Raw genomic sequence first — 26,063 nt, 5'->3', positions numbered from 1 at the left:
CGTGCGGGGCGCCGCCGTCACCCGATCGGCCGGACGCCCGGCCGTGCCGGCCGTCGGTCGCGCGGGTCAGCGGGCGTGCGGACGGGCGATGTTGTCGGGGTGGAGGATCTCGCGCAACCGGTCCTCCGTCAGCAGCCCCCGCTCCAGGACGAGTTCCTGGACGCTGCGGCCGGAGGCCAGCGCCTCCTGGGCGACGGCGGTGGCCTGCTCGTACCCGATGTGCGGGTTGAGCGCGGTCACCAGGCCGATGGAGTGGGCGACGAGGTGGGCGAGGTGCTCGCGGTTGGCCGTGATGCCGTTGACGCAGCGCCCGGCGAGGGTCAGGCAGCCGGCGCGCAGGTGCGTCAGGCTCTTGAGGAGGCTGTGCGCGATGAGCGGTTCGAAGGCGTTCAGCTGGAGCTGGCCCGCCTCGGCGGCCATGGTCACCGCCATGTCGTTGCCGATGACCTCGAACGCGATCTGGTTGACGACCTCGGGGACCACCGGGTTGACCTTGCCGGGCATGATGCTCGAACCGGCCTGGACGGGCGGCAGGTTGATCTCCGCGAACCCGGCGCGCGGCCCGCAGGACAGCAGCCGCAGGTCGTTGCACGTCTTGGACAGCTTGACGGCGATCCGCTTCAGCACCCCCGACAGCTGGACGAACGCGCCGGCGTCCTGGGTGGCCTCGACGAGGTCGTCGGCGACGGTCAGCGGAAGCCCGGTGATCTCGCGCAGGTGGCGGGAGGCGAGCGCCGCGTACTCGGGGTGGGCGTTGAGGCCGGTGCCGATGGCGGTACCGCCGAGGTTGATCTCGCGGATCAGCGCGCACGCCTCGGCGAGCCGCTTGCGGTCCTCCTCCAGCATGATCGCGTATGTGGCGAACTCCTGGCCCAGCGTCATCGGCACCGCGTCCTGGAGCTGGGTGCGGCCCATCTTGAGGACGTCGGCGAACTCCCGCGCCTTGGCGGCGAACGCGTCCCGCAGCACCTCCATGGCGTCCAGGAGCCGCCGGGCGGTGAGGTCGAGGGCGATCTTGACGGCCGTCGGGTAGACGTCGTTGGTGCTCTGGCCGGCGTTGACGTCCTCCAGCGGGTGCAGCCGCCCGTAGTCGCCCCGGTCGTGCCCGAGGAGCTCCAGGGCCCGGTTGGCGACGACCTCGTTGGCGTTCATGTTGGTCGAGGTGCCGGCGCCGCCCTGGATGACGTCGACGACGAACGCCTCGTGCAGCTTCCCCGCCCGGATCTCCTCGCAGGCGGCGACGATCGCGTCGGCCTTCAGCGGTTCCAGGAGGCCGAGGTCGCGGTTGGCGAGGGCGGCGGCCTGCTTGACGCAGGCGAGGGCGGTGACGAGCTCGGGGTAGGCGCTGATGGGGGTGCCGGTGATGGGGAAGTTCTCGACGGCCCGCAGGGTGTGGATCCCGTAGTACGCGTCGGCGGGGACGTCACGGTCGCCCAGCAGGTCGTGCTCGACGCGGAACGTGTCGGCGGGGGCGGGCATGGTGACCATGGTGGCGGTACGGCTTCCTGTGGGCGGCGGGGCGGGGGCGTTGTCGGCGGGGGGACGGGGTGGCCGGCGGCGGAGGACGGGTGCGGGCGGGCACCCGGGGCGCCGGGCGCGCAGCCCGGCGCGCGGCGAGTCAGGTACGGGCCGGCTCGGCGGGCACGGGCACGGGCTGGCCGAGCACATGCCGCAGCACCCGTACGCGCTCATCGGTGTCGGTGGTCGCGAGCACGGCGGCCAGGACGGCGACGCGGGCCTGCCCGGCGCGGAGGAGACCGGTGGGGACGGCGCCCGCGGCGACGAGGTCGACACCGCCGCCGTGCGTGTAGATCTGGGAGACCGGCCCGGAGGGGACGCGGGTGGTCAGGGCGACGAGTACGCCCCGCGCGGTGGCGGCGGCGACGGCCGAGACGACCTCGGGGGTGGCGTTCCCGGCGCCGGTGGCGACCAGGACCACGCCCTGGGCACCGGCCTCGACGGCGGCGTTCAGCAGGAGCGGGTCGCCGTCGGCGTGGTGCATCACCATGTCCACCCGGGGCCGGCTCTCCGGTACGCCGGGCAGGGGCAGCGCGGCCGGGCGCGACGGATGGCGCCGTACGGAGACCTTGCCGAACCCGATGTCGCCCACGCGCGCGTGGGACGGGTCGGCGAAGGCGTCGGCGCCGACGGTGTGCGTCTTGACCGTGCCGCGCGCCGCGTGCACCTTGCCGTCGAACGCCACCAGGACCCCCAGGTCGCGGGTACGGGAGGCGGTCAGCAGGGCGTCGTGGAGGTTGCGGGGCCCGTCGCCGTCCTCCGCGTCCAGCGGCAGCTGAGCCCCGGTGAACACCACGGGGCGCGGGTCGTCGTGGTACAGGTCGACGAGGAAGGCCGACTCCTCCAGGGTGTCCGTGCCGTGCGTGACGACGACGCCGTCGACGCCCGGGTCCCCGAGGACCTCGTGCACGGTCCGCACCAGGGTGAGCTGGTGCGCGGTGGTGAGGCGGGGGCTGTTCACGCTGAACAGGTCGACGACCTCGATGGCGACGCCCTCGGGCACGGCGGCGGTCGCCATGACCTCCTGGCCGTGCGCGTCGGCGGCGAAGCCGGATCCCTGCCAGCGGCTGGCTATGGTTCCGCCGGTGCTGATGACGACGATCCGCTTCACGGTCCCTTGTCCTCTTCTCGTTCACGTCCGGCGTCGCACTCGACGCGCCCCCTGTGCTGTCCGGGCGCAATGATAGGGGAGGGCACGCGCAATGGGATGACCGATATTCGCGTCATCGCGTTCCCTTGTGGTGGATAATTGCGCCATGGACGAGATCGACCGCGCCATCTTGCGCGAGCTCCAGGAAGACGGTCGGCTGAGCAACCAGGAGCTGGCCGCGCGCGTGGGGCTGACGCCCTCCCCCTGCATGCGGCGCGTACGGCAGCTGGAACAGGACGGGGTCATCCAGGGCTACCGCGCCGTCATCGACCCGGACGCCGTGAACCGGGGCTTCGAGGTCCTGGTGTCCATCGAGGTCAAGCGCGACCGCGAGGTGGTCGAGGCGTTCGAGGCGGCCCTGCGGGAGATCCCGGACGTCATCGAGGCGTACCGGCTGTTCGGCAGCCCCGGCTGCCTGCTGCGCATCGCGGTGGCGGACCTGCGCGCCTACGAACGCCTCTGGATCGAGAAGCTGACCGCCCTGACCGGTGTGACGGAGGTCAACTCCCAGATCATCATGAAGCGCGTCAAGGAACCGCGCGGACTGCCCGTCGACGGCTGACGGCCCCGCCGGGGGCCGGGGGGGCCGGGCGGCGCCCGCGACACGCGCGGCGCACCCGACGCGCACGGCGAGGCACATGCGGCGCACGAGCGTGCGCGGCGTACACGGCGCGGGTGGGGCGACCGTCCCTCCCCGCCCAGGACGGGTGTTCCGGCCACCTCGTTACACTGCCGCCGTGGAGACCATGAAGTGCGGCCAGTGCGGCGATGCCGGCCTGGAACCGGGGTTCATCGAGGACGCGGGCGAACACTCGCGCGGCTACGCCCGCTGGGTGGAAGGCGCTCTCGCGCGCGGTCCGCTCGGCAACGCCCGCCGCATGGGGCGGCCCAAGTGGCAGGTGGACGCCTACCGTTGCCCCGGCTGCGGCCACCTGGAGCTGTTCGCCCGCCAGCAGGTCTGAGACGCGGACCCGCCCCCGGAGCCGTGCGTTCACGGGCCCACGTGGACGTAGGGCGCCCAGCTCAGCACGGCACGCGGCCGGCGTTCCCGGAGAGAGCGCAGCGCCGTGTGGAGGGCGGTCGCCGGGTCGGGGTTGCCCGGCCGGGCCAGGTGTTCGTGCACCAGGCCGGCCACCTCGGCGGCGAAGGCGTCGTCGATGGACCACAGGGTGCCCACGACGTCCCGGAAGCCCGCGAGTTGCAGCGCGGTGGCGAAGGTGATCGCCTCGTCGGCGAGGACGAGACCACCGCGATGGGTCTCACAGGCGGACAGGAAGGCGAACTCGGCCCGCGCCGGCCGGAGGTTGCCGATCGCCCGCAGGCTCAGCGGCCCGTCGTGCAGGACGAGCGCGCCGCGCGACGGGCGGGTCAAATCCTGCTGTCCGTGACAGGCGAAGTGCGCCCAGGAACAGCGGGACAGGGCGTCCAGCACGGCCGGCGCGCTGGCGGCGGCGCCGGTCAGGAACGCGGCGTCCGGGTGCCGCAGGCGCAGCGCCCGGGCCTCCTCCCCGGCCGCCGGCAGGTCCGGCAGGCCGGGGGTGGACGGCAGGGACACGATGAGTCCGCGGGCGCGCGCCCCCGCCGCGGCGGGGCGTCCCCCGCGCGCGTGGAGCAGGGCGCGCAGGGTGGGGGTGTACGAGGAGACCACCCGGTCCGGCACGGTGTCGCCGTCGCCCCCCGGCAGCGGACGCCCCGCGGCGTGCAGCGGCAGCAGGGTGAACAACCCGGCCGGGCACCACCACAGGCGGGAGCCCGCCGCGTCCGGACCGAGCGGCTCGGTGCGGCCCAGCGCCGTCAGCACCGGGCCGGCCACGGTCTCCCACAGCCACGCGAGGGTGTCGACGACCGTCCTCCGTGCCCTGAACGGCGACCGCCGGTCGTCCAGGGCCTCCGTCAGGGCCACCGCCCGCGCGGCGAGCTGCCGGTCGTCGAGCGCCAGCTCCAGCACCCGTACGCCCTCGGCGGTCAGCAGCAGCGCGAAGCACCCGTACCGGCTCGGGACGAGGAGGACCACGGGGCCCCGCGCGGCGGCGGTGCGCAACGTGGCGAACTCCGGAGGGCGCAGGAAGCGGGCGAGCCCGGGCAGGGCGCGGATCTCCGCCAGGACCTCGTCCCGGCTCCGGGCCAGGGCCACGCGGCGCTCGCCCGCGCGCCGGCGCTCCCGCACGTCCACCGCGGCCGTCCCCGACGGGCCATGGGGGCCGTCGGGCAGCCGGTCGAGTTCGTCGAGGACCCGGCGGAGCCGGTCGGCGAGCTCGGGCGCCTCGGCGCGCAGGCCGGCGTGGTCGGCGCGGCTCTCCATGGCCTGGGCGAGCAGGATGCCGCGGCCCTGCTCCAGGAGCTCCACGGCGCGCTCCGGCCGCCCGGCCCGTAAAGCGACGGCGGCGGCGTCCGTGACCAGGCTCGGGTGGTCGGCGATCAGGCGCTCGCGGTCGTCGCGCTCCAGGCCACGCCAGGCCGTCAGCTCCAACTGGGCGAGGGCCAGGGCGAAGTGTTCGAGGGATCCGGCGAAGTCCCCGGTCCCGGCGGCGAGATGTCCGGCGGCGGCAGCCGCGCGGGCACGGGCGCGCGCCGGGGCGGAGGACACCAGGGAGGCGTCGCTCATGGCGCGGAGCGCCGCGACCCGGTCGCCGGGCGCGCCCGTGGCCTCGGCGCGTTCCACCAGGGCGAAGCCCAGTTCGGTCAGGGTTCCGGTGCGTTCCGGATGACCCTCGGGCAACAGCGCCTCCGCCGCCCGCAGCGCGTCGACGGCCTCGGTGAGGGCGCCGGGCGCCCCGAAGTGGGCGGCGTACCGCCGCAGTGACCGGCCGAGCCCCCGCAGGCGGCTCGGCCGCTGGTGGTCACCGGCCGTGCCTGCCGACGCCTCGCGGGCCGCCGCCACGGAGTCTTCCAGGTCCCTCGGGTCCCCGTCGCGCGCGAACCGCTCGCCGAGCGCGCCGGCCAGCAGGTGCAGGCAGGCCGGCCGGTCGGGGTGCCCGTCGCCGACCAGGGAGAGGGCGTCCCGCAGGAGGTCGACGACCAGCCCGTACCTGCCGCCGTCACCACCACCACCGTCACCACCACCAGCACCGCCGTCGTCATCGGCGCCGGCGCGGACGGGTCCCGGGTGACTCTCCAGCGCGGCGGCGAGGTTCAGCAGCCGGCTCGGCAGGTCCGGGTGGTCGCGCGGGGTGCTCCGCACCGCCTCGAACTGGGCCGACAGCGCCTCGTCGACGGCCTCCGCGCGACCGGTGTGCCGGTGGTAGTGGCTCAGCGCAGAGCTGAGGTTGGTGAGGAACGCGGCACGGTGCGGGTGGTCGGCGGGTGCCGTGTACGCCGCCTCCCGCAGCGCCCGGACCGCCAGATCGAGGGTGTCGAGGTCCCCGCTGCGCTCGAACCGGCGGATCGCCGTGTGCCCCAGGCCCGAGCAGAACGTCAGGCGGTACGGATGGCCCTCCGGCACCGACTGCCCGCCCTTGACGGTCACCGTGAAGGCCCGGTCCAGGCTGTCGGCGTCACCCGTGTACTCGTACCGGCGGGTCAGGACGTTCCCCAGGGTCACCAGGGCCTCCGCGCACACCACGTCCTGCCGGGGATTCGCCCGCGCCGACAGCAGACACAGCTCGACGGCGTCGTCGAGCAGCCGCGGGTCCCCACCCGCCTCCACCTCCTTCAGCAGGCCGATCGCGAGAGCGGTGTACCCGGCCGTAAGCTCCGCATCCGGTCCGCCGCCCGCCGGGTCCCCCAGCGCCGCGTACGCCGCCGACAGCGCCGCGGGAACGCAGTGCGGGGCCACCGGGTGCACCAGCCGGAAGAGGAACGCGGCCCGCTCGGCGTCGGCCTGCCCGCCGCCGTGCTGGTAGCGGTACCAGTGGAACGTCCCCAGCAGCACGGCGACGTTGAACGCCCGCGCGCCCTCGGCCGCCCCGGTCAGGGGCGACAGCCAGTCGACCGCGTAGTACAGCCGGTCGGCCAGCCGCTGCGCCTCCGGTTCCCGCAGCGACGCCACGTCGCCGCTGGAGGAGAAGGCGTCGAGCCGGTCCTCCATGGCGAAGGTCAGATCCTCGGTGCTCATGACGCCCCCCGTTCCGTGCCCGGAATGCCGGCGAACGCATGACCGGCGGGTACGCCGAATGAGACTATTCCGTGCGACGCCGGGGGGAAGGGGAACGGGTGGAAAGCTCCGCCGTGGACGCGGACGGCCTCAGCCGGCTCTGCGGGGACCTGCCGGAGCTGCGCGAGCAGGCGCGGCTGGACGGATGGTCCGCCGAACTGGGCCTCATGCTCACCGGGTTGCGCGCCGGAACGCTGCCGGTGCCGACCGCCCTGGAACGGGTCTGCGACCGTCTGGGCCTGCCGGTGCGGCCACGGGGGTACGCCCCGGTGCCCGGCCAGGACCCGGCGCCGCCGCCGGCCGGCGCGTACACGTGCCCGGGCGGGCGCTGTTCGCGGGTCGAGCGCCGTGAACCGGGCGGCCCGCTGCCGGAGTGCGCCGTGTTCGACGCCCCGTTGACCTTCGGATGAACGCCTTCCTCGCCGAGCTGGGCAAGAAGCTCGCCGAACGCTGGGTGAGCCTGCTGGTCGTGCCCGGCGCCCTGTTCGTCGCCCTCGTCGCCGCGGGCTCCGTGCTCGGTCACCGCCACGCCCTCGACGGGCGGATGCTGGGCCGTGCGGTCGAGGCGTTCGCCGCCCACTACGACCACCGCCCGGTGCCGGCCGTCCTGCTGTTCGTGGCCGTCCTGGCGGCGGCCGCGGTGGCCGGGCTCCTGGCCCGCGGTCTGGGCGCCGCCGTGGAGCGGGCGTGGCTGGTGTCGGGGCCGCGGTGGCTGACCGGCCGGCTCGTCCGCCGGCGCCGTGACCGCTGGGCGCGTGCCGTCGCCGCGGCCGGGCGGGCCGGCGCCGCCGACCGGGCCGCCCTCGCCGACGCGCGCAACGCCATCGCGCTCACCCGGCCCGCCAGGCCGACGTGGATCGGTGACCGGTTGAGGGGCGTGGGTGCCCGCGTCCACGCCCAGTACGGACTCGACTTCCCGTTCGCCTGGCCCCGCCTGTGGACGCTGCTGCCGGAAGCCTGCCGCAACGACCTGATCGCGGCGCGCGGGGCGATGACCACCGCGGCGGCGACGAGCGGCTGGGGCCTGCTCCACCTCTGCCTGGGTGTGATGTGGTGGCCGGCGGCCCTTGCGGGGGCCGTGCTGATGCTGCTGGGCTGGCGGCGCGGCCGGGAGGCCGCGGGCAACCTCGCGGACCTCACCGAGGCGACCGTCGACCTGTACGCGGCCGACCTCGCCCTCCTGCTCGGCGTCCGGCTCCCGTCGGGCCACGTCACACCCGCCGTGGGCAGACAGCTCAGCGAACGCTTCCGCAAAGGCGCGTGACCCGGACGGAACCCGTCCGGGGCCGGGTGCACCACCGGCACCGCGCGCGGCGACGACCGGCCCGCCCTGCCGCGTGACGCCCGCGGGCCGCGACCCGGGCGGGCCGGGGGCGGACGGCCCGTCACCACCGCGTCACCGGCCGACCCGCACCGACCCTCGCGCACCACCGGGACAGAGGCGCCCCGGCACTCACCGGGACGAGCGTGCCGAGGTTCGCGCAGGGGCACCGGAGCCGAGCGCCGTGCCCGACCGGTACCAGGACGGGCTGAGTACGCCGACGGATGCGGCCCCGTGCCGACGCCGCTGGAATGGGGCCATGATCCCTGACGCACCGCGACGCGTGAACATGCAGCACGTCGTCCACACCGGCGCCGCCCTCGCCGCGACGCTGCTGCCGCTCGCCGCGGCCGCACTGCTGGCCAAGGCGATGGCGGGGGACCCCTTGGCGCCGGTGAACACCCTGATCACCAACGGCGGGCAGCGCGTGCGGATGTCACCGTCGCAGTGGCGAGGGTGCGGCAGGTCCGCGCTGTCCGGCTGGAGGGCCGACGGCCGGGACGTCGACGCACCCGCCTCCGGCCGGGCGTGGCGCCGGGGCCGGCGCCGGGTCGAGCGTCTGCGATCCGCCGGCCGCCGGACCCGGCCGAGCGCGGCCGGGGCACCCTAGGGTCCGTCCTCCCGATCTTGCCGGGCTCCGTGCCCGGCACGCGCGTCCGCCGCGTTGCCGCGGGCCGCCCCGGCTCCGCCCGGGTTCGCTTCCCCCGCCGCGCTCGCACTCCACGGACACCGCGCCCCGGTCGGGGCGGACGCCCTCATCTTCCGGACGTACCCGCGCCCCGGTCGCGGATCATCGACATCACCAGCCCGTGGGTGTCGGCGTCGGCGGCCACCACCAGTCCGCGGCCGGTCCCCGGCACCGGGGCGCCGTCGACACCGGTGACCACGCAACCGGCGGCCCGGCACAGGGCGATACCGGCGGCGAAGTGCACGCTCGCCGACAGGTCGCCGCCGTCGGTGAGGTACGCGGCGCGCCTGCCGGCCGCCACCCAGGCCAGCGCCAGCGTCGTGGAGACGACCCGCGGCCGGAACCGTGCGACGAACTCCGGATGGGCCAGCAGCTCCACGGCCCGGAACACCGCAGCGTGGGGAAACGGCGGATCCAGGTTGACGTCCACCAGGCCGGTGGACGACGTGGGCGTCAGCCGGGTGTCGACCCCGTCGCGCCGCACCCAGGCACCGTCGCCGTCGGTGAAGAAGGTCTCCTCGCCGAACGGGTCCGCCACCGCCGCCGCCCCGTCGCGCAGCGCCACGTTGACGGCCACCAGCATGCTGCCGACGGCGTAGTTCAGCGTGCCGCACAGGGGGTCCACCAGCCACTGGCGCGCGGCGCCGGCCTCCCCCCGCTGCCCGCCCTCCTCGCCGAGCACCCCGTCGCAGGGCCGCGCGGCCCGGATGACGCCGAGGATCGTCCGCTCGGCCTCCACATCGGCGGCGGTGGCGAAGTCGCCGGCGCCCTTGTCGACGCGGGCGAGCCGCCGGCCGTACATGGCGCGCACCACCTCCGCGCCCGCGCGGGCCGCGGATATCGCCACCTCGGTATCGTCCGTGTACGCACATTCGATCACACAGCGCACGATAGCGAGGCGCGGTCGGCCGTCACCGGCGGAGCGAGGCCCTCTGAGTACCCGTACTCATGTGCCGGCCGTGTGCCGCGGTCGAGGATCGTGGACGAGCGACAGCCGCGCACCGAACCGGACGCAGGGCACCGCCCCGACGACCGCGCACCCGACCCGAGAACGGGGAACGACTCGTGCACCACCATGGCCCCATGAACCGTGCCACGCGACCGTCGCGCCGTCTGCTGGGCGTGACCGCCGCGCTCACCGCGGCCCTGGCCGGCTGCGGGACCCGAACCGCCGCGGACGGAGCCGACCGCTCCGAGCTGGAGGCCCGCGCGCGGGCCGCCCAGGTGGCGATCGAGAACGTCTACGTCACCGAGGTCCCGGGCTATGAGGTGGCCGAGCAGTCCGTGGGCGTCGTCGGGGCGGACGGGTTCTCGGCGACGTACGTGAACGCGGGGACGGGCGCCCGGATACGGCTCACGGTCGACCGGAGTTCCCTCGACGCGGCCGGCTGCCCGGGAACCCCGCTCGTGGCCGGTGACGGCGCCCCGGGCGGTGGTGACGTGGAGTGCGAGGCGGACGGCGGGCACTGGTACCGGACGAGTGGCACGCGGCACGAGTACGCGACCGGGACGGACGGGCGCGTGGTGCGGCTCGACGCCGACCGGGGGACCGTGGACCGGGCCACCTTGCGCCGGGCGGCCGAGGCCGCGCACGCCGCCGGTGACGCCGAACTCGACGTTGTGCTGCCCACGGCGAGGCCGGCCGGCGGGGTGCCGGCCGAGCGCGGGGACCTGCCGCCGGTCGGGGACGGCGCGCCGGACAACGAGGTCGACGCCGGCGGCTGACGACCGGGCGCCGTCCCGCACCGCCCCCGCCACCTCCACCCGGGCCCGGCTGACCCCGTGCGGCCCGCTCACCGGCGCCGGCCCCGCTGTCCCGGGACACCGCCGACGACGAAGGGGACGCCGCGGACGGCCCGCCCGGTGGTCGCTCAGCCGTCGCTCTCAGCCCTCCGCCACCACGATCACGCAGTCCCCGGCCCCGAACCGCACCTTCGTGCGTTTGTCCGGGTTGACCCGCACGCCGTGGGCGGGGGCGATCGACGCCTCGGCGCGCAGGCGGTAGCCGATGGCGCATTCGTGACGGCGGCGCGCCGACTCCACCACGGTGGCGAAGGTGACCTCCCGGTCCGTCGGCACGTAGTCGATGGCCGGCTTGAGGTGGATCTCGCTGCCCTCCGCCGTGAACAGCTCCTGGAAGACGTCGGCCAGATGCCGGTTCTCGGCGATCTGCGTCATCAGCAGGCTGATGAGGCGACCGCTGACGATGAAGTCGGCGCCCTGCCGTACCGGGGCCAGCAACCGGTTGCGGTCGTCGGTCAGTTCCGTGATCACGGCGAGCTCCCTGCGGGCCGACTCCTCGACGGCCCGCAGGTGCAGCAGCGTGACCAGGGTCCGGTCGTCCGTCTCCGTGCCTCCCTCGGAGGGCGGGCTCTCGTCCCCGATGAGCATCACGCTGTCGTACGACGGCACGTCGAGCCCGGCCAGCGTCCGCTGCTCGGTGATGTCGCCGCTGTGGAAGCTCACCAGCAGGTGGTCGGGGTCGGTGGTGGTGGCCCGTACCTCGTGGGCCGTCGCCGCGTCGCCCAGGGCCACCACGTCGAGGCGGGAGCCGGCCCTTACGTACTGGTCGAGCTGTTCGATGATCAGCGGGGCGCGGCGGTTCCAGCCGAGGAGCAGCATGCGCTCGGGTGCCGGTGTGCGCGGAAGCGCCGTGACGATCGCCTCCTCGTCCACCGGCGGGACGGTGTCGGCGGGTGTCGCGGTGTCGTCGTCCTCGGTGATGACGACCAGCCGGTCGCCCTCCTCGACGCGGGTCGCCGAAGGCGGATTGAGGACCGTGCTCCCGTCGGCGCGCACCAGCCCCACCACCGAGGAGGTGGCGAAGGCCCCCAGCGCCTCACCGAACGTGCGGCCGGTGAGCGCCGCCGCGGGCACGACGTAGAACTCGTCACCCGCGAAGTCCAGCAGCTCGCGGTAGACGAGGGAGAGGCCCGGCTGGCGCGAGGTCTGCACGAGCAGCCGGGCGACGATGTCGTCGATGCTGAGGACGTGCCCGTCGCGGCCGGCTGCCAGGGTGGCGGCCAGGTGGTGCCGGGGATTGCGTACCGCCGCGACGACGACCCGGTCGCCGGACGGGGGGCCGGCCGCGTCGAGGGCGAGGAGCGTCTTCACGACATGGGCGTCACCGCCCTGCCCGCCGGACGGCAGCACCAGCACGGCCTTCGCCAGGCCGGGGTTGACCCGGGTGAGGATCGCCGGGTCCGTCGTCGGGCCGCTCCGGCAGATGACCCGGGTACGTCCGGTGTCGCCGACGCGACCGGCGATCTCGACGTCCATCTCGACCTTGTCCTTGTCGGCGAGGACGGCGACGGCCGCTCCGCGCTGGTTGGCGTTGGCCGCGACCAGCTCGGTCAACACCGGGAAGACCTGGTCGGACCAGCCGAGCAGCACCGTGTGCCGCTCCTCCAGGACCACCGACCGGCCCAGCCGCAGAGCCATCAGCCGCTCGTTGAGGCCCGCCGTGATCAGACTGACCAGTGCCGAGACGAACAGCAGCGCCACGAGGCCCAGCAGGACCGACATCACGACGTACAGCGGCGGCCCCACTTCACCGCCGATCTTGAGGGTCCGCCCGACGCTCTCCCAGACGGCCGCCATCCGCCCGGAGGAGGTGGGCGGAGTGTCCCGGTCGGCCCAGACGAGCACCACGCTCGCCGGCACCACGATCGCGAGGCACACCAGGGCGAGCCAGCCGATGAGCACCGGTGTGCCGTGGGCCATCAGGTTGTCGAATCCGTACCGGACACGCGACCTCGACGGAAAAGCGCGCCATGCCATACGAAGCCCCCTCGACACCGGGAGTCCGCCCGGTGCGTGTTCGGTACCGCCTCCCCGAGCGGTCGACGTCCGTCGACGCGGGTCGGCGCCCTGCCGGTTCCAGTCTTGTGGCTCGATCACCCAAGCGTGGATCTTCGACCCGCGCTTCACCCGCAGGTGGCATCACCTCGGCGTGGCGTACGCCGCGGAGCGATGCGACGGGATGGGACGGCACGGGGGCCGCGCGGCGTCAGCCGGTGAACGGCAGGAACAGCGACAGCGCCGTGGTGACCGTGGTCCAGGTGATCATGACCGCCTGTACGGCGGGAACCGCCCCACCGGTGAACGGTGGGTCGTCCCCCTCGTCGTCCGGGTCGTCGGGAGAGAGCAGGCGTGTGCAGTACGAGCACTCGCTTGCGTCGGCGTCGAGCCAGTACGCGCCGTCCAGTACCGCGTAGTGAGGAGTCCACATGCCTGGTCCAACCCGGCGACCGGGCCTTCGGCAATGCGGTGGCGCCACCTCGACACCCAATCGCTACCTTGCCCATACCCCGGGCATAACCCGGCCGCACGGTCGGGAACGAGTGTCTCCAAGGCCGCGCGACAAGGCGGCCGGAGAGCCCGCGCCCGGGCCCGGGGAGCGAGCCCTAACGACGGCCGTGCCGGCCTTCCCGGGCCGCCTCGGACGCTGCCAGCGCGCCCGAGGGGCCGGTCGCGGCGGTCCCCGGCGCGCGGTCCACCGCCGAGGTGGGCGCGGCGCGGTGGTCGTACCCGGGGTGGGTGTTGGCCGCGAGGATTTCGAAGAGACGGCGACGGCGGCGCAGTTCGACGATGTCGACCGTCCGCATTCTGCTGGCCGGTGAGGGCAGGAAGACGGAAAGGGCCGTACAGGTCGATCCACAGGCCAGCAGAAGCCAAAGCGTCACGTGCACAATGAGGTCCTTCCCCAACGCTGGAAAATCTGACAAACACGCAGGTCACGGCCCGATTCAGGGGCTCTGTGACGGAGGTCGACTACATAACGCGATGGCATATGCCTGGTTATGGTGCGAGGGGAAGGCTTGGGCTGGACGGGTGGTGGTGGCCCGGCCGGCGGCGCGTGCCCGGCGTCCTCCGCCTCCGTCTCGCCCCGCCTCGCCGCCACGGGGCGCCGGTGTCACCGTGAGCGTCGCGCCGGGCCCCGGCCGCGAGCGGCGCAACGCCCCGAAGGCCGGCTGGTGCTGGTGGGGCAGCCGGCACACCTGGCTCGGCTTCGCCTCCGGGCCGCGGATGCGAGGTCTCAGGAGTCGGTGTGGCCGAGCGTCCGGCATGAGGGGCACTCGCTCCAGAGGTCGAAGGACGAAGGCGGCGGGGGCGGGGCGAAGCCCATGCGGTACTCGTCCTGGACCAGGGATCCGCGCGGCCCCATAGCGGCGGTTATGGCGGGGCCCGCCCACAGGGGGGTGGTCCGGCGCGGGCGCCGGGCCACCTCCGCGAGGGCGCGCAGCACCGCGGCTGCCGCGTGGGTGCCGGCCGCCCGCACAGCGGTGATCAGCGACCGGATCTCCAGGCTGTGGCGCTGTCTCACGTTCTTGCCGGTGAAGAAGTGCATTGGTGCCTCCGAAGTCGATCGAAGGAACAGACCCTGCTGCATCCCGCTGCTCCGAGGAAGGGTGGCGGACCCTGGCGAACCCGGAAACGTTACGCCTTATCGCTTGTGCGAAAGTCGTAGAAGCGAGGTCCGGGTGAAGTCCTGGTGCTCGGGAGACGCATGATGCGGAAGAGGGGCTGAGGGAGAGGAGTGACGACATAGGTGTCGAGCACTCCGGTCGGACGTGCCGCGCGAAGTGGCACGCCATGAAAGAGGGAACAGAGCGATACGCCGGGAAGGAAAGGCGCGATCCCGCCGGAAAGGCATGCGCGGGGAAAAGCAGGGGAGCGTCCGGGCCATGCCCGGGGGCGGGGGGAGCCACCGGCGACCGTACCGCCGGGAGTCCCGGTGCACTGCTCAGGGGCGGCCTGAGCGCCCCCGGCGTGCCTGCGGCAGTATCGGGAGGCCGGCCTTCCGCCACGCGTCGAGGAAATCGCGTTCCAGGCCGGCCATGACCGCCACGAACTCCTCCAGGGCGGGAGCCGACCAGGTCAGGACGACCGCTCTGCCGCCCTCTTCGAGAAGGTCGTTGCTTCCCCCCGAACGTGCGGAAGCCGGGCGGTACAGAAAGGCTCCCAAGGCGACAGAACCATCTGCCCAGGAAGGAATTTTGTCCCGATGGGGACCGAAGCTGTCCGGAGGTGTTGCCGTCATATCCGGCTAACGGTTATCCGAATAGCCCGGATGCGAGGCATCCGGGTGACCGGGGCCCTCCATCCGAGGGACCATCGGGCCTTTTATCGGTTCTGCACATGCCTCCACTTGTGACCAGAAAGCGCACCCCGTACGACAACCCCCGGCAAACCCGGCAGCCGCGACCCGGGCCACGCACCCGTTCAGCCCCCGCCGTGTTCCGTCGCCGGTTCCGTTCTCGGCGTGCTCCGACCCCGACACGCGCCAGCCCCGGGAGGTGAGTCCCGGGGCTGGAGGCGGGCGGCCCGCCCGCCGCGGCGGGCGACCGCGTGGTGGGGGAGGAGCGCCGGTTCGGCCGGAGGTCAGCCGCGGCCGCGGCCGGTGAGCATGTCGCGCAGGCGGTCGACCATGCCGGTGCCCGGCGCGAGGAGCTTGTTCGCGGGCGGCGTGTCCGGTGCCGCGGGGTGCGGGCGGGTGGGGGCGGTCTTCTTCGCGCTGCGGATCTTCTCGCCCAGCTCGTCGAGCGCCTGGGGCGAGCAGGATTCGGCGAGCAGGGGGAAGAGCCGGTTCTCCTCGTCGGCCACATGGGCGGTCACCGTCGACTGCAGACGGTTGATGAGGGCGTCGAACTGCGCCTCGCCCGGGCGACAGCCTTCGAGGTCCTTGAGCATCCGCTCCACCTCGCTGTGGTCCTCGATCTCCTTGTCGGCCAGGTCGTCCCCGCCGTCCACGTACCGGCGGACCGCCGGGTACAGGTACATCTCCTCCGCCACGGCGTGCCGGATCAGCTCCATGGTCAGTTCATCGGCCAGCTCCCGCCGCTGCTCGTCATCCGCGGGCAATGAAGCGAGCTTGGTGAAGAGCGCGTCCACCTCGCGGTGATCGGTGGTGAGCTCCTGGATGACGTTCCCGCCATGACCCATGATCGGTCACTCCTCTTTCCGTGGTGATCGGTGGTGACAGGCGGCCTGCTCGGGCACCTGCCGGGACATACGTCCCCGCGCGGGACCGGTGCAGTGCCGCCGATGCCGTCCGTGTCACCCGAGCGGCGGGCATTACACCTGGGCCGCCCGAGGTCGTGGTGGGCGTGTCACCGGCCGCCACCTGCGCCGCGACCCCTCCGGGTGCGGGACGGGGCGCGGTGCGCGGCAGGAAGGGGACCCGCCCCTGGGAGGGGTCCGCGCCCGGGCCGGGGGGGGTGGATCGGGGAGGGGTGCGGGGGCGCGTCGAAGATGGCGGGAAAAAAGGAGGCATGGGTGTGAGGACCCTGGGTAGGCGCGGCTCATCGGCTTGTCGGGGGACAACGGCGAGGTCGACGGGTTCGGGAGGGAAGCATGACGATGATGACGACGACTCAGCAGGTGGCGACCACTGAGGGCAGCCGCACGGCGGCCCTGCCCGAGGTCTCGAACCCGCGGCGGGTGGCGCCCAAGGACGCCAGGGCCCTGTCGAAGGCGTTCTTCGACCGGCTCGCCGTCCTGGAGGAGGGCACCGCCGAGTACCAGGACGTCCGCAATACGCTGATCGAGATGAACATGTCCCTCGTCCGGTACGCGGCCGGCAGGTTCCGCAGCCGCGGCGCGGACGAGATGGAGGACATCGTCCAGGTCGGCATGATCGGCCTGATCAAGGCGATCGACCGCTTCGAGCTGACGCGCGAGGTGGAGTTCACCACCTTCGCCGTGCCGTACATCGTCGGCGAGATCAAGCGTTTCTTCCGGGACACCTCCTGGGCCGTGCACGTTCCGCGGCGCCTCCAGGAGGCCCGCGTCGAACTGGCCCGCGCCACCGAGGAGCTCCGGACCCGCCTGGGGCGCACCCCCACGGTCAAGGAACTGTCGACCCTGATGAACCTCACCGAGGAAGAGGTCATCGAGGCCCGCCTCGCCTCCAACGGCTACAACTCCAGCTCGCTGGACGCCACCATCAACAGCGACAGCGACGACGGGGAAGCCGCCCTGGCGAACTTCATCGGCGCCGAGGACCCCGCGATGGAGCTCGTGGAGGACTTCCACGCGCTGGCCCCGCTGATCGCCGAGCTGGACGACCGCGACCGCCAGATCATCCACATGCGGTTCGTCGAGGAGCTGACCCAGTCCCAGATCGGCGAGCGCCTGGGGTGCTCGCAGATGCATGTCTCCCGGCTGCTGTCCCGCACGCTGAAGCGCCTGCGGGAGGGCATGCTCACCACCCAGTGAGCGATCCTCGCACCACCCGTCCGGCCTTGGAGGGCACCGCCTCCAAGGCCGGTCGTCGTGCGGGGCCGTCCGGCGGCGCGGCGGACGGCGGGAGCCGGCCGCCCACGCCCGTGTGATGACGCAGCCCTGAAGCCGGCTTCGCCCGCTCGGCCACGGCGCCTCCGGCCCGGCCGTTCCCCGGCCCCCGCCGCCCCGCCCGGCCCGCTACGGTCCCGCCGCCCCGGGAGGCTGCCGGCCAGGCCGAGCAGCAACGCCACCGGCGGCGAGACGAGGACGACCGTGCGGAGCGGGAACCAGTCGACGTACCGGTCCGGGAAGAGCGCGGCGGGCGAGTGGCGCAGAGGACGAGCGCCCCGAGCATGACCATGGCCGTCCGCTCCACGCCGGGTCCCGACAGCTGCGGCACCCCAGAGCAGCCGACACGACCCCGCCCGTCCAGGTGTGCGGCCGACGGCGCTGCCCGGTCACAACGCCGGGCGGCCCGGGGTGTGCCGGTTCCCAAGCACCGCCACGGCCGGCCCAAGGAGCCGCTGGGCGTCGAGCGCCAGCGTCAGGCGCAGCAGGTCGCGGGGGCGGGTCAGCGACAGGCCGGTGGTCTGCTCGACCCGACGCAGCCGGTTGAGCACGGTGTTGCGGTGGCAGAACATCCGCCGGGCCGCCTGGGCGGCGGAGCCGCCGTGCTCGATCCATACGCCGAGGGTGGTCAACAGCGTTTCGCGGTCGGCGGGTTCGAGGTCGTACAGCGGGCGCAGCACCTGGTGCGCCAGTTCGGCGGCCAGGTCGGGCCGGGAGACCAGCAGACCGTCGGGCAGGCGCGCGTCGAGCCGGACGACCTCGCCGCCCGCCCGGCAGGTGCGCAGCGCCAGCGCGGCCATGTCCCGGGCTCGGGCCAGGCCGTCCAGCCCCTGGACGACGGGGCTGATCCCGATGCGCACACCGGGGCCGGCCCGCAGCCCGCCGGCCAGTGCGTCCAGGGGCAGGCCGTCCAGATGGGCGACCAGTACGTCGAGCTCCCCGGCGGCATGCCGCAGGATCCGGATGCCGGGCACCTCCGGGGCGCCGCGCGGCGCCCCGCCGTACGGGGGTGCCGCCATCACGGCCACGGCGTAGCGCCCGTCGAGCGGCAGATCGAGGATGGCCGCCGCGTCCCGCGCGAACGCCGGATCGTCGCGCGTCTCCAGCAGGGCCGCGAGGATCAGCCGGACGCGCTCGGTGTCGCGGCTGGCCACCCCCTCGGCCGCCTGCCGGTAGGCGTCGGCGACCAGGACCGCGTCGCGGTCGTTGCTCTTCCACACGAGATCGGCGACATGCACGAGTTGACGCACGTCGCCGAGCCCGTCGCGTTCCACCACCGTGATGATCCCGTTCCACACGCCGGAACCGGCCACCCGGAAGGCGTGCAGCACCTCGTCCAGGGGCCGCCCCTGCTCCGCCCGCCGTACGCCCAGCTCCCTGGTGTACCGCTCGACGTCAACGAGCCTGTCCGGATCCAGGCCGGCCTCCAGCCCGTAGTGGATCCCGGTGCCCACGGTCCTGCGCAGGTCGGGCGGGGCGAGCACGGGATCGGCGTAGTACGGCACGTCGCCGCGGATCCGGTCCACGACGGTGTCCGTGAACTCGGGGCCCCGCTCGAGCAGACGCCGGCACGCTCGGTGGAAAAGCTCCAGCGGGGCGGAACTGTGCTGCATGGCGCCTCCATTCCGTCCGGAGGCCCATCATGCTAAGCGGTCGCTTACGCAAGGGCGAGGTTTCAGCCGCCCCAGCCCTAATCGTGACCTGACTGGCGGCGCGTCCGGGGGACGGCGCCCCGCCTCAGCCCAGGTAGACCCGGGCTGCGGCGATCGGCCGGTCGGCGACCCGGCGGGCGGTCGAGGAGTTCACGCTCCAGCGGTAGCCGGCGAAGAGCTTCGTGGTGGGATCCGCGTAGAAGACCATGTGGCCGTAGCCGACGCCGTTGTGCTCCGCCCAGCCGGCGGTGCCGTCGGGCGCCTCCTCGATCCGGGTGTCGGGAAAGCCGCGGTATGTCGCCTCGGCGGTCGGGGAGGCGGCCGGGTTGCCGTGCGGGTCGCTGGTGCAGTCGACGACCTCGAAGACGTACGGCACGACGCCCTCACCGACCTGGTCGTCCACCGGTGACGCGAGCGTCCCCTTGCGCTCCCGGATCATGACGATGTGTCCGGTGTAGGGCTCGGTGGTCGTCTCCGGGTCGTAGTCGAAGGCCACCAGGTCACCGGGGCGCAGGTTGACCGGCTTCGTGACCCCGGTGAAGTGCGGGATCGACGCCGCGGTGGCGAAACCCTCACGGAACTTCTCGGCCGTGGGGTAGAACTTCCCGGCCTCGGTCGCGAAGTACCGGGCGAAGAATTCCCTGGTGGCCCAGCCGTACGCCGTGCCGGTGCCGTAGGCGCGCTGGAGGACCATCGTGAGGAAGGAGGAGCACTGGGCGAGCGCGGAGAACTGCTCCGGATGGCCCGGCGCTCCCCAGACGAGGGCGGAGTTCTCGTCCGGGAACTGCCCGGCCGTCTTGTAGCGGTTGGCGCCGTCGCTCCAGGGGCGCAGCCGCAGGTAGTCGATGAGCGCCTCCGCCTCGATCTGATGCGGCAACTTGGGCTGGTACGGGTTCGGGCTCGGCGTGGCCGCGGCCGAAGCGGCACCCGCAGCCGGGCCGGCCACCAGCGCGGCGCCCACGGCCGCGGTGCCGGTCAGCACTCCGCGGCGGCTCGGAAAGTGACGAGACATGGACGTTCCCCCGGGTCATGATGATCGTGACGACGTCCGGATCCTACGTCCTGACCCGGAACCCCCCGCCGGGCGGGGCGAGTCCGCGGGATCCGCCCATGCCGGGTCGCGAACCCATGACCAACAAGCGGCCACGACGGCGAAGGTCCCGGTGGCCGGTCCCCGCTCGCCCCGTCGGTGGTGACGTCGACAGTCAGGCGATGGCCGCCCAGGGGTGCGCCGAAGAAGCCGCCTCAGTACGGGGGATGAGGCCGAACGCCGCCACCATCGGCCCGGGCACTCCGGGCACCACCATCGTGGTCGCCCGGTTCCTACCGGCGGACGACTTCTCCGACGGCGTCACGCCCCTGGGTCAACCGGTGTGGGCGCCGGCCCTCCCGCGGCGGCGGGTTCAGCGGCGGCGGGAGCGCAGGGAGGTACCGACGCCCGCGACGTGCAGCGCCAGGAGCGTCAGCCCCAGCAGCATGACGTTGCCCGAGGCGAACACGTCATTGGTGGCGATGTCGGCGGCGTTGATGAGGAAGGCGATGAAGAACAGGACCGCGGCGGCTATGCCCAGCATGGAACGACTCCTCTGTCCGGAACGGGTTGACATCTCGGTGCACCGGTTCATGTGCCCCGGGGTGGCGTTCGCAGACCTGTTCGGTCCCCGTCCGATCCCGGCGCGACGACGAGGGTCCGGCTGCAGGGCAACGGGGTCACCGTGGTCGGTGGTCGGTGGTCGGTGGTCGGCATCGCCACCGACCACCGCGTGGGTGCCACGGCCGTGGACGCGCGTGCCCGGCCGAACCGCGCCGGAGTACGGCCGTCGTGGCGGGGGCGGTCGCCGTGGGGCTGACGTGGCGGCAGATCCCCGCGCTGCGGGCGGTCATCGGCACCGGCGGCGCGGTCCTCACCCTGCCGTAGGAACCTACGAGCGGCAGCCCCGCCGACGGGTGTTGGGTGATGGGTCGATCACCCGTCCACTTCTTCGTGCCATCCGCCAGTACGACGGCCGGACCGGCGCGGAGGAGAGTGCCTTCCACGGCCGCCGCGCCGGTGGACCTCCGGAGCGGGAGGACCCGGCGTGGCCTTGGCGCAGGACGACAACACAGAAGGGGGCGGCACGTGAGCGTGCAGCAGTACGACGGGATCGGCGAGGCCTTCGAGGGGTTCAAGTCCCTCCCCTTGATGCGGTACGGGGAGGTGCCGAGCTTCCTGGGCATGGTCGGGGACGTGCGGGGCAAGTCGGTCCTCGACCTGGCCTGCGGCACCGGCTTCTACAGCCGGGAGTTCAAGCGTCGGGGCGCCGCGGACGTCTTCGGCGTCGACATCTCGGTCGAGATGATCGCCGCCGCCCGGGAGTTCGAGCGGCGCGAGCCGCTGGGCGTGCGCTACGAGGTCGGTGACGTGACGGAGCTGCCGTCCCTCGACCGGCGCTTCGACATCGCGCTGGCCGTGCAGTGCCTGAACTACGCCGAGGACATCGCGGCGATGGAGCGGATGTGCCGCAACATCCACCGGAGCCTGGTGCCGGGCGGTGAGTTCTTCGTGCTCGCCCAGAAGCCCGACTACCGGTTCGACTGCGCGTCCCTGGCCGACTACGGCTTCCGCTGCGAACCGACCGGCGAGGAACGCGAGACCGGCCCGCAGGTGCGCGTCACCGCTCTGCTGGACCCGCAGCCGATCAGCATCGTCGCCACGGCCCCGCGGCGCGAGGTCTACGAGAAGTGTCTGCGGGCGGCCGGGTTCGGCGAGCCGGAGTGGGTCCCGCTGCGGGTGTCCGACGCCGGCGTCCGGGAGTTCGGCGCCGACTTCTGGGCCGACCTCCTCGCCAGCCCGCCGCTGGAGATGCTGCGCTGCCGCGCCTGACCCGCCGCCCGGCCGCCCCGCGCCGCCCCGCCCCGGGCCCGTGCGGCCGGGGCGGCGGGTGCGGTCGCGGGCCGGGCGCGACCGCTGGTGCGCCGGCGTCAGCGCGGCACAGAATGCGGGGCATGGAAGCCGTCACGAACAACAACACCACCGCCACCCCTGCCGCCTCCTCGCCCGAGCACGCCGCGCGCCTGCTGTGGACGCTGCTCGAACCGGTGCACGCGGTCACGTACTTCGCCCCCGAGTGCCTCGACGCGTTCGAGGAGGCGGGGCTGCGCGGTTTCTGGCGCGGCTACTTCGCCGGAAGGGCCGCCCCGCTGGGCGCGGTGGGGCCCGCGCCGGTCACTGCCGCGTTCTTCTCGTTCGCGCCCGCCATGGTGGCGCGCGCCGTGCCGGCCGTCTGGGACACCGTCGCCCCCGAGCGGGTCCTGAAGGTCCGGGAGGACGGGGCCCGGGCGGCCCTCGCCCGGCTGTCGGCGGACCGTGAGCGCGAGGTGGAGCACGCGGCGGCGCTGCTGGCCCGGTACGTCGACGACCTGGACTGCGGCGGCCGGCCGCTCGCCGCGGTCAACGCGGCGCTGCCGGCGCCCGGGGACCCGCACGCACGCCTGTGGCACGCGGCGACCGTCCTGCGCGAGCACCGGGGCGACGGGCACGTGGCCGCCCTCGTCGCGGCGGGCCTCGACGGCTGCGAGGTGCTGGTCCTGCGGGCGGGCACCGACCTGCCGCGCGGCGAACTCCAGCCGTTCCGGGGCTGGACGGACGCCGAATGGGCGGCCGCCGCCGCACGACTGGCCGGGCGCGGCCTGCTGGACGCCGCGACCGGGCGGGCGACGGAGGCGGGGCGCCGGGTCCACGCCTCCGTCGAGCAGGCGACCGACCGCGCGGCGGCCCGGCCCTGGCGGGGCGTACCCGAACACGAGGTGGCCCGGCTGGTCGCGGCGCTGACCCCGCTGTCGGAGGCCTGCGCGACCGCGCTGCGCTTCCCGAACCCCATCGGGCTGCCCGACCGCCGCGCGTGACGCGGCGGGGGCGGTGCGCCGATGGAGCCCGGCGGGTCGGGGGCGAGGGCGTCGCGTACCCGTCACGCTCCCCCGGCCGCGGGGACTCCCGCCACCTCCTCGGCGTGGTCAACGTGGGTTGACGGCCAGGAAGGTGGTCAACTAAAGTTGACGCATGACCGAAGTGGACATCTCACCGATCACCGAGAACACCGATCCCGTCGCGGCGCTGCGCGAGGCAGCCGCGCTGCGCCGCCGCCTGGAAGGGCAGGAAGAGGTTCTGGTGCACCGGGCACGGGTGGCGGGGACGACGTGGACGCAGATCGCCGAGGCGCTGGGGGTGTCGAAGCAGGCCGTACACAAGAAGTACGGCGGCCGGCGCCTGTTCGGCCGGACGGAGGCCTGACGACCGTGACCTCGCTCCTCGATGATCCGGTGCGAAGGACGGCGGAGCGGCTCGGTGCCCGACAGCGGGGCGCCGTCGTGGTGGGTGCCCTGAGGGGCGGGGAGTCCGCGGTGCACGGCGCCGACCCCGGCACGCTGTTCGAGATCGGTTCCGTCACGAAGACGTTCACCTCGCTGGTCCTGGCCCGGCTCACCGTGCGTGGCGCCGTGGAACCGGACCAGCCGCTGCGCGACCTGCTGCCCCGCGACATCACGGCTCCGGAACGCGGCGGTGAGGTCATCAGGCTGGCTCACCTGGCCTGCCACACGTCCGGCCTGCCCCGGTTGCCCAAGGGCCTCCTGCCGGGGGGCCTGTTCCGCCCGGACCCCTACGCCGGCTGCACGGGCGAGCTCCTGTTGGACGGATTGCGGCGCACCCGTCTGCGGTCGGCGCCCGGCACCCGCTTCCGCTACTCCAACTTCGGTGCCGGCCTGCTGGGGCTCGTCCTGGCACGCCACACCGGCACCGACTACGACACGCTCGTCCGGACCGAGATCTGCCGGCCCCTGGGCATGACCGACACCCGCGTGGTCCTCGACCCCGCACGCACGGCACGACTGGCCGACGGCCACTCCCGCACCGGCCGCCCCCGCCCGCGCTGGCACCTTGCCGCCCTCGCCGGCGCCGGCGGCCTGCACTCCACCGTGCCCGACCTGCTCACCCTGGCCCGGGCCCAGATCGGTCCCGCACCCGGGGAACTCGCCGAAGCCATCGCCCTCACCCACACCACCGCCCACCGCGTCAACGCCGGAACCGCCGTCCATCCCGGCTGGATCTCGGCCGGTCCGCCCCGCGGCCGGCACCGGATCCTGTTCCACACCGGCGGCACCGGCGGTTACCGCAGCCTGGTGGCCATAGCCCCCGAACGCCGGTCCGCAGTCGTCGTCCTCAGCGCCAACGCCCGGTCCGTCGACCGTGCCGGCCTCGACCTGCTCGCCCGGATCATCGACTCCGGACCCGGTCCGGACCCGGTCCCGGCAGCCACCTTCGCCTGACCGGGGCGGCGTCGCACCGGCGGGACCGGACGCCGTCCCCACCAGGGGCCCGCCGCCGCTCGACCGGTGCGTGAGTCGCCGCCTTGCCGGCCGGCGCCGGGAACGCCCGCGCCCGGGCGTCCACGGCGTACAACGGCCTCTGCCCGTACCGGCGTTCGGCTCCCGCCTCTCCCGGCCGCCCCGCCCGTCCCATGCAGCCGCCCGGGGCGTGGTCTCCGTCCCCACGCCCCGGGCTCCTGGCATCGCGCCGCCACCGCGGGGCGGCGTCAGGTGTGGCGACGACGCCTCACGACCCAGCCCGCGCCGACCGCCGCGCCGGCCGCCAACGCCAGTCCGGCGCCGGTCCACCAGGCGTCGCGCGCCGGCTCCGACGCGCCTCCGAGCCCCCCGCGTACGCCCCGGGCCGGGACCGGGGACGGCGAGGCCGGTGGCGCGGTGACGGTGCCCTGCGGCGTGGCGGTGCCCTGCGGCGCAGGGGTGTCCTGCGGTGTGACGGCACCGGTGCGCCGAGGCAGCACCTCGCAGGCGATGCCGTCGTCGGGGCCCCGGTCCTCGTCGAGGCGGTGCGGGTCGCGCGGATCGGTGTCGAAGACCGCCTGCGCGTCCTCCTGGTACACGAAGTCACGGCAGTCGAGATCCTGGGCGTGTGCGGTGCCGGACAGGGGCACGACCGACGCGATGGCGATCAGGACTCCGGCAGACACGGAACGGCCGTTCATCATTCCGTCTCCCTTCCGGCCGACCGATGGGGCGGCCGGGATCGACGCTACGGGCCGGTCGCCCCATCGGCTCAGGCCCGTGGGCCGAACGGGTGACCGGCCCGACGTCGCGGGGCAGCTCCCGGCATGTGCCGGGCCGGTGCCACGTACGTGCCGTGCCGGGGGCGTGCGGACCCGTGCGGGGGTCGTGCCGGGGGCGTCTCAGGCGGCGGGCCTGGAGGCGACCGGGCGGCGGCGGAGTGCTGGGGTGGTGAGCGCGGGCGGGGCCCAGACACCGTCCGGGGGGTAGACGTCGGTGCCGGGCGGCACGATGGCGTCGATCCGGTCGAGTACGGCGTCGTCCAGCACGACGGACATGCCCTTCAGCGTGCCGCGCAGCTGCTCCATCGTGCGCGGGCCGATGATCACCGACGTGACGGCCGGGTGCGCCAGCGGGAAGGCGATGGCCAGCTCCGGCAGCGAGCACCCCACTTCCGCGGCCACGCCGACGAGCTGCTCGACGGCCTCCAGCTTCGCGGCGGTGCGCGGCGCCGACGGATCGAAGCGGTCGGGGTGCAGGGCGGGACGTCCGCTGCTCAGGTCGAGCGCCCGGCCCTTGCGGTAGCGGCCCGTCAGGAACCCCGAGGCCAGCGGACTCCACGTCAGCACGCCCATGCCGAGGCGCTGCGCCGTCGGCAGCACGTGCCTCTCGACGCCCCGCGCCAGCACCGAGTACGGCGGCTGCTCGGTGCGGAACCGCTGGAGACCGCGCCGCTCGGCCACGTGGTACGCCTCGACGATCTGCTCCGCCGGGAACGTGGAGCAGCCGAACGCCCTGATCTTGCCCTGGTGCACGAGATCGGTCAGGGCGGAGAGCGTCTCCTCCACATCCGTCGTGTGGTCCGGCCGGTGCACCTGGTACAGGTCGATCCAGTCGGTGCCCAGCCTCCGCAGACTGTCCTCCACCGCCCGGACGACATGGCGCCGCGAGTTGCCGCCCCGGTTGGGTCCCTCCCCCAGGGGGAAGTGGAACTTGGTCGCCAGGACCACGTCGTCACGCCGGCCCTTCAACGCCTTGCCGACGATCGTCTCCGACTCCCCGCGCGAGTACATGTCGGCGGTGTCGACGAAGTTGATCCCCTCGTCCAGCGCGGCGTGGACGATCCGGGCGCAGTCGTCGTGGTCGGCGTTGCCGACGGCACCGAACATCATGGTGCCCAGGCAGTAGGGGCTCACCTCGATGCCGGTACCGCCCAGTACACGGTGGCGCATGCGACTCTCCTCCGGATCGTCCTTCTGGGTGCCGCGACCCTACGAGTTGGAGTGCGCTCCAGCGCAAGTGAC

Annotated in this window: 25 protein-coding genes and 1 pseudogene; 12 read left to right on the top strand and 14 right to left on the bottom strand. The window is 74.0% G+C overall.

What is annotated here, in order from left to right:
• Positions 1 to 66: 66 nt before the first annotated feature.
• Together aspA and IE109_RS13280 are read right to left on the bottom strand one after the other, a co-directional pair.
• Positions 67 to 1,479, bottom strand: coding sequence for an aspartate ammonia-lyase (gene aspA, locus IE109_RS13285; RefSeq protein WP_189551037.1), 1,413 nt, complete (start codon positions 1,477 to 1,479; stop codon positions 67 to 69).
• Between the two features lie 139 nt (positions 1,480 to 1,618).
• Positions 1,619 to 2,629: an asparaginase gene (locus IE109_RS13280; RefSeq protein ID WP_189551036.1), complete on the bottom strand. Its 1,011-nt coding sequence runs from the start codon at positions 2,627 to 2,629 to the stop codon at positions 1,619 to 1,621.
• A 145-nt stretch (positions 2,630 to 2,774) separates the two neighbouring features.
• Between IE109_RS13280 and IE109_RS13275 the strand changes: the two genes are divergently transcribed.
• Together IE109_RS13275 and IE109_RS13270 are read left to right on the top strand one after the other, a co-directional pair.
• Complete coding sequence (locus IE109_RS13275; protein ID WP_189551035.1) at positions 2,775 to 3,230, top strand: Lrp/AsnC family transcriptional regulator; 456 nt, start codon at positions 2,775 to 2,777, stop codon at positions 3,228 to 3,230.
• A gap of 184 nt (positions 3,231 to 3,414) precedes the next feature.
• Positions 3,415 to 3,630 (top strand): hypothetical protein, encoded by a 216-nt coding sequence (locus tag IE109_RS13270; RefSeq protein WP_189551288.1) that lies wholly within the window; start codon positions 3,415 to 3,417, stop codon positions 3,628 to 3,630.
• A gap of 29 nt (positions 3,631 to 3,659) precedes the next feature.
• On the opposite strand, the gene IE109_RS13265 is transcribed toward IE109_RS13270, so the two are convergent.
• The gene (locus tag IE109_RS13265) at positions 3,660 to 6,722 is read right to left on the bottom strand and encodes a CHAT domain-containing protein (protein ID WP_189551034.1); all 3,063 of its coding nucleotides are present in this window, start codon (positions 6,720 to 6,722) and stop codon (positions 3,660 to 3,662) included.
• A 98-nt stretch (positions 6,723 to 6,820) separates the two neighbouring features.
• Between IE109_RS13265 and IE109_RS13260 the strand changes: the two genes are divergently transcribed.
• From IE109_RS13260 to IE109_RS33125, 3 genes are all read left to right on the top strand, one after another.
• Positions 6,821 to 7,171 carry a hypothetical protein gene (locus IE109_RS13260; RefSeq protein WP_189551033.1) on the top strand — a complete coding sequence of 117 codons (351 nt, stop codon included), beginning with the start codon at positions 6,821 to 6,823 and terminating at the stop codon, positions 7,169 to 7,171.
• Positions 7,168 to 8,025 carry a hypothetical protein gene (locus IE109_RS13255; RefSeq protein WP_189551032.1) on the top strand — a complete coding sequence of 286 codons (858 nt, stop codon included), beginning with the start codon at positions 7,168 to 7,170 and terminating at the stop codon, positions 8,023 to 8,025. The genes IE109_RS13260 and IE109_RS13255 overlap by 4 nt, the downstream gene beginning before the upstream one ends.
• Positions 8,026 to 8,341: 316 nt before the next feature.
• Positions 8,342 to 8,692, top strand: a complete 351-nt coding sequence (locus IE109_RS33125) for a hypothetical protein (protein WP_229890971.1) — start codon at positions 8,342 to 8,344, stop codon at positions 8,690 to 8,692.
• A 145-nt stretch (positions 8,693 to 8,837) separates the two neighbouring features.
• On the opposite strand, the gene IE109_RS13245 is transcribed toward IE109_RS33125, so the two are convergent.
• Positions 8,838 to 9,617, bottom strand: a complete 780-nt coding sequence (locus IE109_RS13245; RefSeq protein ID WP_268251471.1) for an inositol monophosphatase family protein — start codon at positions 9,615 to 9,617, stop codon at positions 8,838 to 8,840.
• 236 nt (positions 9,618 to 9,853) lie between these two features.
• On the opposite strand from IE109_RS13245, the gene IE109_RS13240 reads away from it, so the two are divergent.
• Complete coding sequence (locus IE109_RS13240; RefSeq protein ID WP_189551030.1) at positions 9,854 to 10,495, top strand: hypothetical protein; 642 nt, start codon at positions 9,854 to 9,856, stop codon at positions 10,493 to 10,495.
• Between the two features lie 159 nt (positions 10,496 to 10,654).
• On the opposite strand, the gene IE109_RS13235 is transcribed toward IE109_RS13240, so the two are convergent.
• The 3 genes from IE109_RS13235 to IE109_RS13225 all read right to left on the bottom strand — a co-directional run bounded on the left by IE109_RS13235 (position 10,655) and on the right by IE109_RS13225 (position 13,455).
• The gene (locus IE109_RS13235) at positions 10,655 to 12,493 is read right to left on the bottom strand and encodes a CASTOR/POLLUX-related putative ion channel (RefSeq protein ID WP_229890969.1); all 1,839 of its coding nucleotides are present in this window, start codon (positions 12,491 to 12,493) and stop codon (positions 10,655 to 10,657) included.
• A gap of 286 nt (positions 12,494 to 12,779) precedes the next feature.
• Positions 12,780 to 13,001, bottom strand: coding sequence for a hypothetical protein (locus IE109_RS13230; RefSeq protein WP_189551028.1), 222 nt, complete (start codon positions 12,999 to 13,001; stop codon positions 12,780 to 12,782).
• A gap of 175 nt (positions 13,002 to 13,176) precedes the next feature.
• Complete coding sequence (locus IE109_RS13225) at positions 13,177 to 13,455, bottom strand: hypothetical protein (protein ID WP_189551027.1); 279 nt, start codon at positions 13,453 to 13,455, stop codon at positions 13,177 to 13,179.
• Between the two features lie 256 nt (positions 13,456 to 13,711).
• Here IE109_RS13225 and IE109_RS33120 point away from each other — a divergent pair.
• Positions 13,712 to 13,807 (top strand): annotated as a pseudogene (locus IE109_RS33120) (DUF5701 family protein); the annotation flags it as partial.
• Position 13,808: 1 nt separating this feature from the next.
• Here the strand turns inward: IE109_RS33120 and IE109_RS13220 are convergent.
• Positions 13,809 to 14,120: a hypothetical protein gene (locus IE109_RS13220; RefSeq protein ID WP_189551026.1), complete on the bottom strand. Its 312-nt coding sequence runs from the start codon at positions 14,118 to 14,120 to the stop codon at positions 13,809 to 13,811.
• A 1,034-nt stretch (positions 14,121 to 15,154) separates the two neighbouring features.
• A complete protein-coding gene (locus IE109_RS13215; RefSeq protein ID WP_189551025.1) occupies positions 15,155 to 15,715 on the bottom strand; it encodes a hemerythrin domain-containing protein in 561 nt (186 codons plus the stop codon).
• Positions 15,716 to 16,135: 420 nt separating this feature from the next.
• Here IE109_RS13215 and IE109_RS13210 point away from each other — a divergent pair, with 420 nt between their 5' ends.
• Positions 16,136 to 16,990: an RNA polymerase sigma factor SigF gene (locus IE109_RS13210; protein WP_189551024.1), complete on the top strand. Its 855-nt coding sequence runs from the start codon at positions 16,136 to 16,138 to the stop codon at positions 16,988 to 16,990.
• A 464-nt stretch (positions 16,991 to 17,454) separates the two neighbouring features.
• Here the strand turns inward: IE109_RS13210 and IE109_RS13205 are convergent, their stop codons facing one another.
• The 3 genes from IE109_RS13205 to IE109_RS13195 all read right to left on the bottom strand — a co-directional run bounded on the left by IE109_RS13205 (position 17,455) and on the right by IE109_RS13195 (position 20,291).
• A complete protein-coding gene (locus IE109_RS13205) occupies positions 17,455 to 18,678 on the bottom strand; it encodes a PucR family transcriptional regulator (protein WP_189551023.1) in 1,224 nt (407 codons plus the stop codon).
• A 124-nt stretch (positions 18,679 to 18,802) separates the two neighbouring features.
• Positions 18,803 to 19,729, bottom strand: coding sequence for a hypothetical protein (locus tag IE109_RS13200; protein ID WP_189551022.1), 927 nt, complete (start codon positions 19,727 to 19,729; stop codon positions 18,803 to 18,805).
• 391 nt (positions 19,730 to 20,120) lie between these two features.
• Entirely contained in the window at positions 20,121 to 20,291 is a 171-nt protein-coding gene (locus IE109_RS13195; RefSeq protein WP_189551021.1) for a hypothetical protein, read from the bottom strand.
• A gap of 545 nt (positions 20,292 to 20,836) precedes the next feature.
• On the opposite strand from IE109_RS13195, the gene IE109_RS13190 reads away from it, so the two are divergent.
• The 4 genes from IE109_RS13190 to IE109_RS13175 all read left to right on the top strand — a co-directional run bounded on the left by IE109_RS13190 (position 20,837) and on the right by IE109_RS13175 (position 24,021).
• Positions 20,837 to 21,580 (top strand): class I SAM-dependent methyltransferase, encoded by a 744-nt coding sequence (locus IE109_RS13190; protein ID WP_189551020.1) that lies wholly within the window; start codon positions 20,837 to 20,839, stop codon positions 21,578 to 21,580.
• Between the two features lie 122 nt (positions 21,581 to 21,702).
• Positions 21,703 to 22,602 carry an SCO6745 family protein gene (locus tag IE109_RS13185; RefSeq protein WP_229890967.1) on the top strand — a complete coding sequence of 300 codons (900 nt, stop codon included), beginning with the start codon at positions 21,703 to 21,705 and terminating at the stop codon, positions 22,600 to 22,602.
• A gap of 154 nt (positions 22,603 to 22,756) precedes the next feature.
• On the top strand, positions 22,757 to 22,987 hold the full coding sequence (locus IE109_RS13180; protein WP_189551019.1) for a hypothetical protein: 231 nt from the start codon (positions 22,757 to 22,759) through the stop codon (positions 22,985 to 22,987).
• Between the two features lie 5 nt (positions 22,988 to 22,992).
• Entirely contained in the window at positions 22,993 to 24,021 is a 1,029-nt protein-coding gene (locus tag IE109_RS13175) for a serine hydrolase domain-containing protein (RefSeq protein WP_189551018.1), read from the top strand.
• Positions 24,022 to 24,287: 266 nt separating this feature from the next.
• Here the strand turns inward: IE109_RS13175 and IE109_RS13170 are convergent, their stop codons facing one another.
• Both IE109_RS13170 and IE109_RS13165 read right to left on the bottom strand, forming a co-directional pair.
• A complete protein-coding gene (locus tag IE109_RS13170; protein WP_308431358.1) occupies positions 24,288 to 24,725 on the bottom strand; it encodes an excalibur calcium-binding protein in 438 nt (145 codons plus the stop codon).
• Between the two features lie 216 nt (positions 24,726 to 24,941).
• Positions 24,942 to 25,991 (bottom strand): aldo/keto reductase, encoded by a 1,050-nt coding sequence (locus IE109_RS13165; protein WP_189551016.1) that lies wholly within the window; start codon positions 25,989 to 25,991, stop codon positions 24,942 to 24,944.
• Positions 25,992 to 26,063 lie beyond the last annotated feature (72 nt).

Origin of the sequence: Streptomyces lavendofoliae, assembly GCF_014649735.1 — a bacterium.
GTDB lineage: Bacteria > Actinomycetota > Actinomycetes > Streptomycetales > Streptomycetaceae > Streptomyces > Streptomyces lavendofoliae.
Note: the sequence above shows the minus strand (reverse complement) of the source record. Positions and strands in the feature narration are given on the sequence as shown.

What these genes read in the sequence shown, in the direction of transcription:
- aspA (WP_189551037.1), bottom strand. Translation starts at nt 1,479, where the DNA reads ATGCCCGCCCCCGCCGACACGTTCCGCGTCGAGCACGACCTGCTGGGC.
- IE109_RS13275 (WP_189551035.1), top strand. Translation starts at nt 2,775, where the DNA reads ATGGACGAGATCGACCGCGCCATCTTGCGCGAGCTCCAGGAAGACGGT.
- IE109_RS13270 (WP_189551288.1), top strand. Translation starts at nt 3,415, where the DNA reads ATGAAGTGCGGCCAGTGCGGCGATGCCGGCCTGGAACCGGGGTTCATC.
- IE109_RS13265 (WP_189551034.1), bottom strand. Translation starts at nt 6,722, where the DNA reads ATGAGCACCGAGGATCTGACCTTCGCCATGGAGGACCGGCTCGACGCC.
- IE109_RS13255 (WP_189551032.1), top strand. Translation starts at nt 7,168, where the DNA reads ATGAACGCCTTCCTCGCCGAGCTGGGCAAGAAGCTCGCCGAACGCTGG.
- IE109_RS33125 (WP_229890971.1), top strand. Translation starts at nt 8,342, where the DNA reads ATGATCCCTGACGCACCGCGACGCGTGAACATGCAGCACGTCGTCCAC.
- IE109_RS13240 (WP_189551030.1), top strand. Translation starts at nt 9,854, where the DNA reads ATGAACCGTGCCACGCGACCGTCGCGCCGTCTGCTGGGCGTGACCGCC.
- IE109_RS13235 (WP_229890969.1), bottom strand. Translation starts at nt 12,493, where the DNA reads ATGGCCCACGGCACACCGGTGCTCATCGGCTGGCTCGCCCTGGTGTGC.
- IE109_RS13230 (WP_189551028.1), bottom strand. Translation starts at nt 13,001, where the DNA reads ATGTGGACTCCTCACTACGCGGTACTGGACGGCGCGTACTGGCTCGAC.
- IE109_RS13220 (WP_189551026.1), bottom strand. Translation starts at nt 14,120, where the DNA reads ATGCACTTCTTCACCGGCAAGAACGTGAGACAGCGCCACAGCCTGGAG.
- IE109_RS13215 (WP_189551025.1), bottom strand. Translation starts at nt 15,715, where the DNA reads ATGGGTCATGGCGGGAACGTCATCCAGGAGCTCACCACCGATCACCGC.
- IE109_RS13210 (WP_189551024.1), top strand. Translation starts at nt 16,136, where the DNA reads ATGACGACGACTCAGCAGGTGGCGACCACTGAGGGCAGCCGCACGGCG.
- IE109_RS13205 (WP_189551023.1), bottom strand. Translation starts at nt 18,678, where the DNA reads ATGCAGCACAGTTCCGCCCCGCTGGAGCTTTTCCACCGAGCGTGCCGG.
- IE109_RS13200 (WP_189551022.1), bottom strand. Translation starts at nt 19,729, where the DNA reads ATGTCTCGTCACTTTCCGAGCCGCCGCGGAGTGCTGACCGGCACCGCG.
- IE109_RS13195 (WP_189551021.1), bottom strand. Translation starts at nt 20,291, where the DNA reads ATGCTGGGCATAGCCGCCGCGGTCCTGTTCTTCATCGCCTTCCTCATC.
- IE109_RS13185 (WP_229890967.1), top strand. Translation starts at nt 21,703, where the DNA reads ATGGAAGCCGTCACGAACAACAACACCACCGCCACCCCTGCCGCCTCC.
- IE109_RS13180 (WP_189551019.1), top strand. Translation starts at nt 22,757, where the DNA reads ATGACCGAAGTGGACATCTCACCGATCACCGAGAACACCGATCCCGTC.
- IE109_RS13165 (WP_189551016.1), bottom strand. Translation starts at nt 25,991, where the DNA reads ATGCGCCACCGTGTACTGGGCGGTACCGGCATCGAGGTGAGCCCCTAC.